At 72.4% G+C, this 14,213-nt stretch carries 9 protein-coding genes; 4 read left to right on the top strand and 5 right to left on the bottom strand.

Annotated elements, in window-relative coordinates; translation table 11 throughout:
- Positions 1 to 62 precede the first annotated feature (62 nt).
- Positions 63 to 731: a hypothetical protein gene (locus J2S55_RS09750; protein ID WP_306858954.1), complete on the top strand. Its 669-nt coding sequence runs from the start codon at positions 63 to 65 to the stop codon at positions 729 to 731.
- On the opposite strand, the gene J2S55_RS09745 is transcribed toward J2S55_RS09750, so the two are convergent.
- The 3 genes from J2S55_RS09745 to J2S55_RS09735 form a co-directional block, all read right to left on the bottom strand.
- Complete coding sequence (locus J2S55_RS09745; protein WP_306875278.1) at positions 703 to 1,323, bottom strand: response regulator; 621 nt, start codon at positions 1,321 to 1,323, stop codon at positions 703 to 705. The two genes, J2S55_RS09750 and J2S55_RS09745, sit on opposite strands and share 29 nt — an antisense overlap.
- The gene (locus J2S55_RS09740) at positions 1,310 to 3,385 is read right to left on the bottom strand and encodes a sensor histidine kinase (protein WP_306858952.1); all 2,076 of its coding nucleotides are present in this window, start codon (positions 3,383 to 3,385) and stop codon (positions 1,310 to 1,312) included. The genes J2S55_RS09745 and J2S55_RS09740 overlap by 14 nt, the downstream gene beginning before the upstream one ends.
- Positions 3,386 to 3,475: 90 nt before the next feature.
- Positions 3,476 to 4,138 carry an ATP-dependent Clp protease proteolytic subunit gene (locus J2S55_RS09735; RefSeq protein ID WP_306858950.1) on the bottom strand — a complete coding sequence of 221 codons (663 nt, stop codon included), beginning with the start codon at positions 4,136 to 4,138 and terminating at the stop codon, positions 3,476 to 3,478.
- Between the two features lie 26 nt (positions 4,139 to 4,164).
- Here J2S55_RS09735 and J2S55_RS09730 point away from each other — a divergent pair, with 26 nt between their 5' ends.
- Positions 4,165 to 4,452: a type II toxin-antitoxin system Phd/YefM family antitoxin gene (locus tag J2S55_RS09730; RefSeq protein ID WP_306858947.1), complete on the top strand. Its 288-nt coding sequence runs from the start codon at positions 4,165 to 4,167 to the stop codon at positions 4,450 to 4,452.
- Positions 4,453 to 4,498: 46 nt separating this feature from the next.
- On the opposite strand, the gene J2S55_RS09725 is transcribed toward J2S55_RS09730, so the two are convergent.
- Complete coding sequence (locus tag J2S55_RS09725; protein WP_306858945.1) at positions 4,499 to 5,917, bottom strand: FAD-binding oxidoreductase; 1,419 nt, start codon at positions 5,915 to 5,917, stop codon at positions 4,499 to 4,501.
- 846 nt (positions 5,918 to 6,763) lie between these two features.
- Here J2S55_RS09725 and J2S55_RS09720 point away from each other — a divergent pair.
- Positions 6,764 to 11,641: an NAD-glutamate dehydrogenase gene (locus J2S55_RS09720; protein ID WP_306858943.1), complete on the top strand. Its 4,878-nt coding sequence runs from the start codon at positions 6,764 to 6,766 to the stop codon at positions 11,639 to 11,641.
- Between the two features lie 280 nt (positions 11,642 to 11,921).
- Here J2S55_RS09720 and J2S55_RS09715 read toward each other — a convergent pair whose 3' ends face one another.
- Positions 11,922 to 12,962: a DUF8094 domain-containing protein gene (locus J2S55_RS09715; protein ID WP_306858940.1), complete on the bottom strand. Its 1,041-nt coding sequence runs from the start codon at positions 12,960 to 12,962 to the stop codon at positions 11,922 to 11,924.
- Between the two features lie 98 nt (positions 12,963 to 13,060).
- On the opposite strand from J2S55_RS09715, the gene prfB reads away from it, so the two are divergent.
- A complete protein-coding gene (gene prfB / locus J2S55_RS09710) occupies positions 13,061 to 14,179 on the top strand; it encodes a peptide chain release factor 2 (RefSeq protein WP_306858938.1) in 1,119 nt (372 codons plus the stop codon).
- The last annotated feature ends 34 nt before the right edge of the window (positions 14,180 to 14,213 follow it).

Raw genomic sequence — 14,213 nt, 5'->3', positions numbered from 1 at the left:
CCGGGTGGATGGGACACGGGCTCAGGCGGTCCGGGACGGGGCTCCGGTCTGGTGGACAGGTGATGAAAAATCCTGATTCGTTCCGGCGGATCGTCGCCGGGGTCGCGCTGCTCGCCTGGCCGGTGCTGGAGTTCCTGGCCTTCCTGACCTCGCCCCCGGGCGCCGAGCACGATCCCGCCGTCTTCCGCGAGCACCCGGCCCTCGTCCAGGTCAGCGGCCTGCTCTACCTCTGGGCGGCGCTCACCCTCATCCCGGTGGTGCTCGGCCTGGCCCACCTGCTGCGCGGGCGGGCCCCGGGGACCGGCAACGTCGGCGCCGTGCTCGGCCTGCTCGGCGCCGGTCACGCGCTGACGCTCTTCACCACCGACTTCTACGACCTGGCCCTCGCCCAGACCCTGCCCGACGCGCAGGCGGAGGCGGTCACCGCGCGGGCCGGCGAGCTGCCGGGGTTCCTGTTCGGCATGCTGCTGCCGGGATTCCTGGTCCATGTGGGGCTGCTGACCCTGCTCATCGGGCTCGTGATCGCCCGGATCGCCCCCTGGTGGGTGCCGCTGACCGCCCTCGCCGGGACGGTGGTGCCGTTCGTGACGATGGACCGCCCGCCCGCCGTGCAGTCCGCGGGCGCGCTGCTCCACCTGGCCGCCTACGGCTGGGTCGCGCTGCGCGTGCTGCGGATGCCGGACGCCGACTGGCGTGCGGGCCTCACAGTCCCGCCTCCCTCGCCCGCATGATCGCATGGGCCCGGTCGGCCACCTGGAGCTTGGCGAAGACCGCCGACACGTGGTTGCGCACGGTCTTCTGGCTCAGCCCGAGCCTGGCCGCGATCTGCGGATTGGTCAGGTGCTCGGCGACCAGGCCGAGGATCTCCCGTTCCCGCCGGGTCAGCTCGGGCAGCGCCGGCTCGCTCCGCTCCCGTTCGGTGAAGTAGCCCGTCAGCCGGGCGGCGATCGCCGGGCCGAAGATGGCCTCCCCCTCGGCCACCGCCTGCACCGACCGGACCAGCTCCGCCTTGCGCGCCCCCTTGAGGACGTAGCCGCGGGCCCCGGCCCGCATGGCGGCGAACACCGAGTCGTCGTCGTCCGACATGCTGAGCACGATCACCCGGATGTGCGGGTGGTCGCGGACGATCCGCTCGGTCGCCGTGATCCCGCCCATGCCGGGCATCGTCAGGTCCATCAGGACCACGTCCGGCTGCGCCCGCCCGACCAGCGCCAGCGCCTGCTCCCCGCTGGCGGCCTCGTCGGCGACCTCGATCCCCTCGGCCGCCGCCAGCAGGGCGCGCAGCCCGGCGCGGAACCCGGGGTGGTCGTCAACCAGCAAGATCCGGATCACCGGCGTCCTCTTCCTCGTACGCCGGCAGCACGACCCTGACCAGGGTCCCGCCCTCCGGACGCGCCTCGACCGTGCACGATCCACCCAACTCCAGGGCCCGCTCGCGCATCGACGCCAGCCCCATCCCGGCGCGGCCCGCGGCCTCCGGGACCGGCCGCCTCCCGCCGTCCCCGGCCGGTCCCGGGCCGCCGCCGTCGTCGGACACCTCAAGCCTGAGCGTGCCCCCGGCCAGCTCGACCCGGAGCTCCGCGCGGGTCGCGGCCGCGTGCCTGCGCACGTTGGCCAGCGCCTCGGCCGCGATGCGGTAGGCCGCCACCTCCGTCGCGGCCGGCAGCGGCGGCAGGCCGTCCGGCGCGTGTACGGCGACGCGCAGGCCGGGCGGCTGCCGGGTGGCGTGGGCGCGGAGCGCGCCGAGCAGCCCGAGGGAGTCGAGCGCGGGCGGCCGCAGCCCGTCCACCAGGGTCCGCACGTCGGCCACCGCCGCCTCGGCGTCGACGACGATGTCGGCCAGCAGCCGCCGCGCGGGCCCGTCCTCGACCAGGTCGTGCACGGCCTCGGCCCGCATGGTCAGCGCGGCCAGCGTGGGACCGAGCCCGTCGTGCAGGTCGCGCCGGAGGCGGCGGCGCTCCTCCTCGCGCGCCATCACCAGCCGTTCCCGCGAGTGCCGCAGGTCGGCGGAGAGCCGTACGGCGTGCACGGCCACCGCGACCTGCCCGGCCAGGACGGTGAGCACGCGCAGGTCGCGGGGGCCGAACCCGGTCTCTCCCGGCCGGGGCGACAGGATGAGGTCCCCGACCCGCTCACCGTTGTGCGTCAGCGGCAGCCGTACCGGGTCGCCGGCGGCCGTGCCGGAGGCGTGCCGCGCGCCCGCGGCCGTCTCCACCGCCGCGTACGGCAGGCGCAGGGCCTCGGCCACCGCCCGTGCGACCCCCGCCAGCACGGTGCCGGGCTCCCCGGTGTTCTCCAGCCGGCGGCCCAGCCGGGTGAGCGCGGCGTAGGGGTCGTCCCGCTCGCCGTACATCAGCAGGTTGACCCCGCTCTGCAGCCGTTCCCGCAGCGGCGCGAAGACGAGTGCCACGAGTCCGGCGGCGAGTATGGAGACCGGCAGGTCCCCGGTGGGGAAGATCGCGCCGAGATAGCCCACCACGGCCACGTATCCGCCGGTCACGCAGCCCGACAGCAGCGCGTAGACCAGCGTCCGGTTGATCACCAGGTCGATGTCGAAGAGCCGGTGGCGCAGGATCGCGATGCAGATGGCGACGGGCATGAGCGCCGTGCCCAGCGCGCCGGGCAGCTCCCACGGGGAGTTGGCGGCCGGCCAGATCGCCTCCGGGGCCCCGTCGGTCAGCCCGGCCGCCAGCCGGGCCGCGACGACCAGCACCAGGAGCCCGACCGCGTAGGTCAGCCACTTGATCTGGCGGCGTTCGGGCTCGCCGCTCCGGAACGCCCTGACGAGCAGGTCGATCCCGCCCGCCACGAAGACCACCGCCATGAGGGCCGTCATCGCCGTCTCCGCCGCCGGGGCCACCCGGGCCAGCCCGGCCACCCCGAGCGGGTTGACCACGCCGGCGCCGGTGCCCACCTGGTGGTTCTCCCCGGGCCGCAGCGCGCTCACCGCCATGGTGAGCGCCGCGGCGACGGCCACCGCGCGGACCGGGAGCCGCAGGCGGGCCGAGGAGAGCGTCCCACCGGGGAAGCCCAGCGGGACGAGGACGAGCGACAGGTTCGCCGGCACCCAGAGCCAGGTCTGCGGCCACGCCATGGCCTCGGCGAGCGGCAGTCCCGGCCGGGTGAGCAGGCCGAGGATGGCGTACTGGCCGCAGACCTCCATGAGCGCGAAGCAGAACGCGCTCAGCGCCAGCAGCCGGCCCACCACGTGCTCCGGCCGGCGCGAGCCGATCAGCCCGCCCGCCAGCGCGCAGGCCCCCACGAACAGCAGGTGGCTCAGCGCCCACACCTCGGTCTCGTTGAGTGCGGCGAGGACGACGGACAGGGCCACCAGGGCCAGGGTCAGGACGGAACAGGGCCAGGCGGTGCGTGCCGCTGCGATCACTGTCCCTCCCGAGCCGTCCGGCACACCGTACAAGCGCCCGCGCCCAGGCGGGACGGGACGGTGTCCCGGGACCGGGACCGGGGACGGGACCTACTCAGGGGAGGAGGCCGTCGCCTTGCGGAAGGGGACCGTCACGTCGACGAGGCCGTAGGCGATGGCCCCGTCCGCGTCCAGGACCTTGTCCCGCTCGATGTCGCGCCGGATGCGCTCCTCGCTCTGCCCGGTGTGCCTGGCCAGGAGTATCTCCATGAGTTCCTGCGCGCGCAGGAGCTCATGGGCGTGCAGCTCCAGGTCGCTGAAGGATCCCTGCGCCTCGCCGGAGGGCTGGTGGATCAGGACGCGCGAGCGCGGCAGGGCCATCCGCTTGCCCGGCGTCCCGGCCGCCAGCAGGACGGCGGCGGCGGAGGCGGCCTGGCCCATGCAGACGGTCTCCACGTCCGCCGTGACGTACTGCATGGTGTCGTAGATCGCCATCATCGCGGTGAACGAGCCGCCGGGGGAGTTGATGTAGAGCGAGATGTCCTGCCCGGGGTCGTCGTAGTCGAGATAGAGCAGTTGCGCCATCACGTCGTTGGCGCTGGTGTCGTCGATCGGGGTGCCGAGGAAGATGATCCGTCCGGCGAGGAGCTTGGAGTAGGGATCCGTCACGCTGGTGCCGTAGCTGGTCCGCTCGACGAGGTCCGGCAGGACGTAGCGGTCGGTGAAACCGTTCATGCGCGCCTCCACTCTGTACAGAACATTTAAAATGTACATTATGCACAGACTGCTATGCTGGAGGCATGGCCGAAGAGATCCCGGTGACGCAGGCCCGTGCGGACTTCGCCGAGCTGGTGAACCGCGCCGCGTACGGCGGGGAGCGCATCGTCATGACCCGGCACGGCAAGCCGCTCGTGGCGCTGGTCCCGGCGGCCGACCTCGAACGCCTGGAGAGCATGGAGCGGCAGGCCTCGGAGACGGTCCTCCGGCTGGGGGCCGCCACCTACGACGCGGAGTCCCGGTCGGCCGGGTCCCGCCGCATCGGCATCGCCGCCGAGCACCGGCCGCCGCGCGAGCCCGGCAGGCCCTGAGGCCCAGCTCCGGGGCCTGGACCTCCCGGGTCCCGGGTGAGCGGGCCTAGATCCCCTGGGGGAGGCGGAAGAGGCGGCCCGGGTCGTGGACGGCCTTGACGCGGGCGAGCCGGCCGGCGTTCGCCCCGTAGTAGGCCGCGCGCCAGCCGCCCAGCTCGGCGTCGGCGTAGTTCACGTAGGCGTGGTCGCCGAAGTGGGGGCGCATCCGGGCGTGCGCCGCCCTGGCCCAGCCCGCAGCCCCGGCGCGGTGGGCGTAGTACTGCACGCTGTAGAGGGCCGCCCGGTGCGGGAAGGCGGTGGCCTCCGGGCGGACCCGGCCGACGGCGCCGCCGAGGGCGTCCAGGAGCACGGTGTGGCTGCCCGGCCGGGCGACCTCCGCGACCAGTGCCCCGGCGCCGGCCTCCGACAGCGGGCGGTAGGCCATGTGGGACTTGGCCCTGAAGTCGTCGCGCGAGAGCCTGCCGTCGCGGGTCTGGCCGGGCAGGGAGCCGCCGCGGTGGCACTGGGAGACCGACAGCGTGGAGCAGCCCGCCATGATCATCATGGCCTGGCGGTAGGACGTCTGCCGGATGTAGCTGGAGGAGGCCGGGCCGATCCGGTCGGCCAGCCGGTCCAGCAGCCGCTCGCAGTCCGCCCTGCCGCCCAGATAGAGGCCGCCGATCTGCACGTCCGTCCCGCCGTCGCGGCTCAGGTGCATCGTGGACCACAGCTCGTCCGGCACCGCGGGCGCCCACGCCTGCCACGCCCGCAGCGCCCGGACGGCCTTCGCCCACGGCCAGTGCAGGAAGAAGACCGTGACCTCGCGGGTGGGGTGGGTCCGGAAGCCGAAGGAGACCGCCACGCCGAGGTTGCCCCCGCCCCCGCCGCGCGAGGCCCAGTAGAGGTCGGGGTTGTGGTCGGCGTCGCAGGTCAGCAGCCGACCGTCGGCCGTGACCAGTTGGACGGACTCCATCACATCGCAGGTCAGGCCGTACTTCCTGGACACCACGCCGATGCCGCCGCCCAGCGCCAGCCCGCTCACCCCGACCGTGGGGCAGCTGCCCGCCGGGATGCTGACCCCGCGCGCCGCCAGCTTGTCGTAGACGTCGACGAGCTTGGCGCCCGCCCCGACCGTCGCCCGGCCGGAGGCGTAGCCCACCTTGTTCATCGGGGAGACGTCGACGACCAGGCCGGTCCCGGTGGACCAGCCCGCGTAGGAGTGGCCGCCCGACCGCACGGTCAGGGGCACGTTCGTCCGCCGGGCGAAGCCGACGCACTCGATCACGTCGGAGGGGGTGGCGCAGTAGGCCACGCCCGCCGGCCGTACCGCGTCGAAGGCGGGGTTGAACAGGCGGCGGGCCGTGTCGTAGGAGGCGTCGCCCGGCCTGACGAGGGTGCCCTCCAGCCCCCTCCCCAGAGCGTTCCAGTCCGAGCGGGAGGGGACCGTCCGGGCGGGCAGCCCGGCCCCCACGCTCAGGGCGGCCATGCCGCCGATCCGAAGGAATGTCCGTCTGTCCGGAGCGGGCCGCATGTTCGTCTCCCCGAGAGTTCCGTCTGCCTGCCCGTTGAGACGGCCGCCCGGCCCGGCTGGTTGGTCACATTCCCATCACTTCGTGGGCCGGGTGCGAGCCGCGTCGGCTCCACCGGAGTCCCGGGAAGCCATCGAACGCACCCGCCGCGGGCTCTACGATTGACGGGCAGGAAGGGATCCCGCTCCCGGGACCGGGCAGGAGCCGCCGGGAGGGGCCGTCCTGGGCCGCTCCGGAGCCGGCGGGCCGCCACGTTGACGTTTTACGGCTTTTCGGGTGATATCAGGAGCGGCGGCATGCTCCGGTCAACGGGGATCGGGGCAGATGGCCGCTGGAGGTGTTGTGCCGCGGGCCATGTCCGGTGAGCGGAGAGACGTGAGCTGTCTGGACTGCCTGACGGGCGCCGGTGCGTCCGGACGCGCCAGGTGGCGCTGCCGCCCTTCCGGAGCGGCCGTGTGGGATGCTTGTCCCACCGTCCTCTCCCGGCGCCGACCCGCCGTCTCCGACCAGGAGACCTCCGGTTCTCCGCCGATGGCGGCGAGGGGCCGCGGGTCACATGACGACCCGCGACGACTGGCCGAGGACCGGCTCACCCACGACGAGATCATCCTCCCGCCGCGGACGCCTCGCGCGCCGGCGGCGGGGCGGCGGACCGCGGCGGGGCCGGGTGCCCCACTGTGGACCTCCCGTCCCGGAGAGCACCGCCCGCGCCCGCATTACTTCCCTTTTCTATGGGAACTACGGACTTGGTCCTAGATCCCCATCAAATATGCAAAACCCCCTCACAAAGGAGTGAGAGCGACATGCCGCTCGACGAGGCGAAGGACGAGCTGCTGAGGAGTGCCGCCGAAACGTGCGCGCACACACCAGGCAGCGATCATGTGGGTGTTGAGGAGGCGCTCGCCTACCTCAAGCTCTACTACCGGCATGTCGCGCCAGAAGACCTGCTGAGCCGTAACCAGGTCGACGTGTACGGCCCGGCGATGGCCCAGCGGCAGCTCGCCGAGAAGCGCCCCCAGGGCCGCGCCATGGTGCGGGCGTACACGCCGAGCCTGGAGGAGCACGGCTGGGACCCCGGATGCTCCGTCGTCGAGGTGGTCACCGACGACATGCCCTTCCTGGTCGACTCCGTGACGATGGAGCTCGACCGCCACCAGATCGGCATCCAGCTCGTCGTCCACCCGCAGATGCGGGTGCGCAGGGACATGACCGGCAAGCTGCTCGGCCCCGAGGAGCTTGACGTCACCGGGCAGATGCTCGTGGAGTCCTGGATGCACTTCGAGATCGACAGGCAGGCCGACCAGGCCACGCTCAAGGAGCTCGAAGCCGACCTGCAGCGGGTCCTGGAGGACGTCCGCTACGCCGTCGAGGACTTCGTCAAGATGCGGGCCCTGGCCGTGCAGACCGCCGAGGACGTGTCGGTCAACCCGCCGCCGCTGGACCTGGCGGGGGTCGAGGACAGCCTGGAGCTGATGCGCTGGCTGGCCGACGGCCACTTCACCTTCCTCGGCTACCGCGAATACCGCCTGGAGGAGGGCGAGGAGGGCGACAGGCTGCGCCCGGTGCCGGGGACCGGCCTGGGGATCCTCCGCCACGACAAGGCGGGCTCCGACAGCTTCGCCGCGCTCTCCCCGGAGCTGCGCGCCAAGGCCCGTGAGAAGCAGCAGATGCTGATCATCACCAAGGCCAACACGCGCGCCACCGTGCACCGCCCGGCCTACCTGGACTACGTGGGCGTGAAGATCTTCGACGCCTCCGGCGAGGTCGTCGGCGAGCGGCGCTTCCTCGGCCTGCTCACCCACGTGGCCTACAGCGAGTCGATCTCCCGCATCCCGGTGCTCCGGCGCAAGCTGGCCGAGGTCCTCGTCCTGGCCGGGCTCGCCTCCGACAGCCACGACGGCAAGGACCTCATCGAGATCCTGGAGACCTTCCCCCGCGACGAGCTCTTCCAGACCTCGGTGGAGCAGCTCCTGCCGATCGCGCTCGGCGTGCTCAGGCTCCGCGAGCGCAAGCAGGTCAAGGTCTTCCTCCGCCCGGACGACTACGGCCGCTACATCTCCTGCCTGATCTACCTCCCGCGTGACCGCTACACCACGAAGATCCGCGTCAAGATGCAGGAGATCCTGCTCAAGACGGTCGGCGGCACCGCCTTCGACTACAGCGCGATGATCGGCGAGTCCGCCCTGGCCCGGCTGCACGTGGTCGTGCGCGGCGAGCGGGGCAGGCCGCTGGACGCCGACGCCGTCGACGTGGAGGAGCTGGAGGCCAGGCTGGCCGCCGCCACCCGCTCCTGGGACGACGACCTCGCCACCGCCATCGCCGAGCTGAGCTCGGAGGAGGAGGCGCCCGGCCTCATCCGCCGCTACGCCTCGGCCTTCCCCGAGGGCTACAAGGCCGACTTCCCGGCCCGGATGGCGGTCGCCGACCTGCGCCGCCTGGAGGCGCTCGCCGTCTCCTCCGACGAGATCGGGATGAACCTCTACGAGCCCTACGACGCCGCCGAGGGCGAGCGCCGGTTCAAGCTCTACCGGATCGGCGCGCCCATCTCCCTGTCGCACGTGCTGCCGCTGCTCCAGCGGATGGGCGTCGAGGTGGTCGACGAGCGGCCCTACGAGATCGACCGCGACAACGACCCGGCGACCAACGACGCCTGGATCTACGACTTCGGCCTGCGCTACACCCCCTCCTCGGAGGTGGACAGGGACGAGTTCAAGCGGCTGTTCCAGGACGCCTTCGGCGCGCTGTGGCGGGGCCGGGTGGAGAGCGACGGCTTCAACGGGCTCGTCCTGGCCGCCGGCCTGACCTGGGAGCAGGCCGAGATCCTGCGCATCTACGCCAAGTATCTGCGCCAGGCCGGCACCACGTTCAGCCAGGACTACATCGAGCGGGTGCTGCTGGGCAACGTACGGCTCGCCCGGCTGCTGGTGCGGCTGTTCGAGGCCAGGCTCGACCCCCGCCGCTCGGAGGAGGTCCGCTCGGACCTGAGCGAGGCGCTGAACGAGGAGATCCTCGGGGCCCTGGACGACGTGGCCTCCCTGGACGAGGACCGCATCCTGCGGGCCTACCTGGAGATGATCAACGCCACGCTGCGGACGAACGCCTTCCAGACGGTGGACGGCGAGCGCAAGCCGTACATCAGCCTGAAGCTCGACTCGCCGTCGATCAGCGTGCTGCCGCTGCCCCGGCCGAAGTTCGAGGTCTTCGTCTACTCGCCCCGGGTCGAGGGCGTGCACCTGCGCTTCGGCAAGGTCGCGCGCGGCGGCCTGCGCTGGTCGGACCGGATGGAGGACTTCCGCACCGAGGTCCTCGGCCTGGTGAAGGCGCAGATGGTGAAGAACACCGTCATCGTCCCCACCGGCTCCAAGGGCGGCTTCGTGGTGAAGAACCCGCCGAAGTCGGGTGCGCGGGAGGACGTGCTGGCCGAGGGCGTCGCCTGCTACCGGATGTTCATCTCCGGCCTGCTGGACATCACCGACAACCTCGTCGACGGCCAGGTGGTCCCGCCCGCCGACGTGGTCCGGCACGACGAGGACGACACCTACCTGGTGGTCGCCGCCGACAAGGGGACCGCGACGTTCTCCGACATCGCCAACGCGGTGGCCAAGGAGTACGGCTTCTGGCTGGGGGACGCCTTCGCCTCCGGCGGCTCGATCGGCTACGACCACAAGGCCATGGGCATCACCGCCCGCGGCGCCTGGGAGTCGGTGAAGTATCACTTCCGCACGACCGGGGTGGACATCCAGACCACCGACTTCACCGTGGTCGGCGTCGGCGACATGTCCGGCGACGTGTTCGGCAACGGCATGCTGCTCTCCCAGCACATCCGGCTGATCGCGGCCTTCGACCACCGGCACGTCTTCGTCGACCCCGACCCGGACGCCGCGCGCAGCTACGCCGAGCGGGCCCGGCTGTTCGCGCTGCCGCGCAGCTCGTGGGCCGACTACGACACCTCGCTCATCGCGCAGGGCGGTGGCGTCTGGCCGCGCACGGCCAAGTCGATCCCGCTCTCCCCGCAGATGCGCGCCGCGCTCGGTATCGCCGACGAGGTGACCTCGCTGGCCCCCAACGACCTGATCAGCGCCATCCTGCGGGCCCCGGTGGACCTGCTGTGGAACGGCGGCATCGGCACCTACGCCAAGGCGTCGAGCGAGTCGAACGCCGACGTCGGCGACAAGGCCAACGACGGCCTGCGGGTCGACGCCTCCGAGCTGCGCTGCAAGGTGATCGGCGAGGGCGGCAACCTGGGCTTCACCCAGCTCGCCCGGATCGAGTTCGCCCTCAACGGCGGGCTCGTCAACACCGACTTCATCGACAACTCGGCGGGCGTGGACACCTCCGACCACGAGGTGAACATCAAGGTCCTGCTGGACCGGGCGGTCCGCGACGGCGAGCTCACCGACAAGCAGCGCAACCAGCTCTTCCTCGACATGACCGACGAGGTCGCCGACCTGGTCCTGCGGGACAACTACGACCAGAACGTGGTGCTGGCCGCCGCCCGCGCGCAGGCGACCGAGATGCTGCACATCCACTCGCGTCAGCTCCGCAAGCTGGAGCGGGCCGGCCTGGTCAACCGGGAGCTGGAGTTCCTGCCGTCGGACAAGACGCTCGCCGAGCGGCGCCAGGCCGGGCTCGGGCTGACCGCGCCGGAGTTCTCGGTGCTGCTGGCCTACACCAAGCTGGTGGTCGACGCCGAGATCCTCGGCTCCGACCTGCCCGACGACCCCTACCTGGCGTCCTGGCTGGTGTCCTACTTCCCGACGGCGCTGCGCGAGCGCTTCCGCGACTACATGGACGCCCACCCGCTCCGCCGCGAGATCATCACCACCGGCGTGGTGAACGACCTGGTCAACTCCAGCGGGACCACCTTCATGTTCCGCCTCGGCGAGGAGAGCGGCGCGTCCACGTCGGACATCGCCCGCGCCTACCTCGTCACCCGCGAGGTCTTCGACCTGCCCAGCTTCTGGCGGCAGATCGAGGAGCTGGACAACAAGGTGGACACCTCAACCCAGATCGCCATGGAGCTGGAGGCCCGCAAGCTGGCCGAGCGCGGCACCCGCTGGCTGCTCGGCAACCGCCGCGCGCCGCTGGACCTGGCCTCCACGGTGAGCTTCTTCGCCAAGGGCATGAACGGGCTGCTGGCCCACCTGCCCAAGCTGCTGACCGGTTCCGACCTGACGGCGTTCGAGGAGCGGCGCGACAGCTTCGTCGCCCGGGGCGTGCCGGCCGAGCTCGCCGAGCGGGTCGCCGCGATGGTCCCGGCCTACTCCACCTTCGACCTGGTGGAGGCGGCCGCGCACCTCGGCCGGCCGGTCAACGAGGTGGCCGAGGTCTACTTCGACCTGGCCGACCGGCTCCAGCTCGCCGGGCTGCGCGAGCGCATCATCGCGCTGCCCAGGGACAGCCGGTGGAACTCCATGGCGCGGGCCGCGCTCCGTGACGACCTCTACGCCGCGCACGCCACGCTCACCCGCGACGTCCTGGCGCACAGCGCGCCCGGCCTGTCGCCGGAGGAGCGCCTGGCGAGCTGGATCGAGGTCAACTCGGCGGCGATGGCCCGGGCCCGGCAGACCCTGTCGGAGATCTGGGAGAGCGACAACTTCGATCTCGCCACGCTGTCGGTGGCGCTGCGCGCGATCCGCACGCTGGTGACCGCCACCAGCCTGCCGCACAGCGAGGCCTGAGCACCCGGCGCGGGCCCGTACGGCCCGCGCCGGGTGAACACCGGCGCGGGCGGGGCCCGACAGGGCCGCTACGGCGATGCGCGGCCTGACACGGCCCGGGCCCCGAGCGGGGGTCCGGGCTGCGCCGCGTGCCGCCGGACCGCCGCAAGCGGAACGGGCGCCCGGCCGCGCGCTGTCGGACCGCGGCAAGCGGAACGGTCGCCCGGTGGTCCGGGCGGCGTCCGCCGGCCACGCGGGTCACCGGGGCACACGGGTCACCGGGTTCTCCCGGCCGCCTCCGTCAGGAGACGAACGCCTTGGTGATGCCGCCCAGGTAACCGATGATCTTGGCGGGCCGGCCGCTGTTCTTGGCCGGGACGGTGCTCACGTACTGCTGGGTCTCGACGGTGCGCAGCTCCTTGGAGGCGCGGCGCTCGGAGATCAGCCCCCGGGCGCTCGGCGGCACCACGATCTCCGCGCAGGGCTCGACCTTGGAGGTCAGGGTGGTGGTCCGGATGAGCGAGTATGTGACCATGGCGCCGCCGTCGGCCGTGCGCAGCGCGTGCACGGGGTAGTTGCTCGCGGCGAAGATCGAGTCGTAGCCGAGACAGTCGTCCTTCTTGTAGTCCAGCCGCTTGGTCGAGATCTCGTCGGCGTAGCCGGTGGTGTGCGGGCCCTGCTCGATCAGCCCGGCGGTGAATCCCGCGGTGCCCTCCTCGGCGGAGGTCGCGTGCAGCGGCGCCATGAGCCGCGGGCTGATCTCGACGCTCGTGTCCTCGTAACCCAGCGCGGTGGCGTAGCCCTCCGCGTCCTTGGCGATCTCCGGCGCCCGCACGCCGGGCTCCAGCAGGGAGGCGGAGCTGAGGTACCACCGCTCGCCGCCGTATTTGATCAGGGTCAGCACGGCGGGACGCGTGCTGCCCGCCGCGTCCACACGGCTGACGATCGCGGCGAACCAGAAGGGGCTCCGCTGCACCCGCGGGACCAGCAGCTGCGGCCTGCCCCAGGTGTAGTGGGGCGGCGCGCCCCGCGAGCTGTTGAGGGCGGCCAGGGCGAGGGCCTCCTGGCCGTCGCGGGTCTGCTCGGCCATGTTCCTGGCGTCGGCCTCCTGGCGCGGTGTGGCGCGGCTCAGCACCCCCTCGGCGCCCAGGATGCCGGCCAGCGCCTTCTCCGCCTCGGCGAGCGTGACCCGGGGCGCGGGCAGGGCGGCGGGGGCCGAGGTGACGCCGGTGCCGCGGGGGCTCTGGCCCGGTGCGGCGCCGCCGGAGCCCGAGCACGCCGCGGTCGCGGTCACCAGGCTCAGGGCGAGCACGAGCAGATCCCGTCGCCCACGTTCCCGCACGTCCGCCTCCCGATGGTCCCCTCGCGGGCCCATGCTAGCCATGGCGGGGGCAGGAGCCGTACACAATGGGGTTCGGCGGTCGCGTACCCTTTACAGACGTGGCACTCATCGATCCGGCAGAAGAGATCAACGAGCTTACCGGCACGCTCAACAGCATCCAGGACGTGCTCGACCTCGGCGTGATGCGCAAGCAGATCGAGGAGCTCGGGGAGCAGGCTGCCGCGCCCGACCTGTGGAACGACCAGGAGCGGGCCCAGCAGGTCACCAGCAAGCTCTCCTACCTGCAGGGCGAGGTCAACAGGATCGAGTCCCTCGGGCAGCGGCTGGAGGACCTGGGGGTCCTCTACGAGCTCGCCGCCGCCGAGGACGACGCCGACACCCGCGAGGAGGCCGACCGCGAGCTGGAGTCCCTCAGGAGCGACATCGGCGCCCTTGAGGTCCGCACCCTGCTGTCGGGCGAATACGACGCGCGTGAGGCGGTCGTCACGATCAACTCCCAGGCCGGCGGCGTCGACGCGGCCGACTGGGCGCAGATGCTCCTGCGGATGTACATCCGGTGGGCCGAGCGCAAGGGCTACCCGACGGAGGTCTACGAGACCTCCTACGCCGAGGAGGCCGGGATCAAGTCGGCGACCTTCACTGTGAAGGCGCCCTACGCCTACGGCACGCTCCGCGGCGAGCACGGCACCCACCGGCTGGTCCGCATCAGCCCGTTCGACAACCAGGGCCGCCGCCAGACCTCCTTCGCCGGCGTCGACGTGGTCCCGGTCGTCGAGACGACCGACCACATCGACATCAACGAGGACGACCTGCGGGTCGACGTCTACCGCTCCTCCGGCCCCGGCGGTCAGGGCGTCAACACCACCGACTCGGCGGTCCGCCTGACCCACCTGCCCACCGGCATCGTGGTCTCCTGCCAGAACGAGCGCTCCCAGCTGCAGAACAAGGCGACCGCGATGGCGGTCCTGCAGTCCAAGCTGCTGGAGCGCAAGCGTCAGGAGGAGGCCGCGGCGCTGAACGAGATCCGGGGCGAGTCCACCACCTCGTGGGGCACCCAGATCCGCAACTACGTGCTGCACCCCTACCAGATCGTCAAGGACCTGCGGACCGGCACCGAGGCCGGCAACCCGAGCGCGGTGCTCGACGGCGACCTCGACGAGTTCATCGAGGCCGAGATCCGGTGGACCCGCCGCCAGGAGTCGGGCGCCGAGCAGTAGACGGCGGGCACCCCGGGCGCGTCGGGGTGCCCTG

The sequence above is a fragment of the Streptosporangium brasiliense genome (assembly GCF_030811595.1).
In the GTDB taxonomy this organism is placed as follows: domain Bacteria; phylum Actinomycetota; class Actinomycetes; order Streptosporangiales; family Streptosporangiaceae; genus Streptosporangium; species Streptosporangium brasiliense.
Note: the sequence above shows the minus strand (reverse complement) of the source record. Positions and strands in the feature narration are given on the sequence as shown.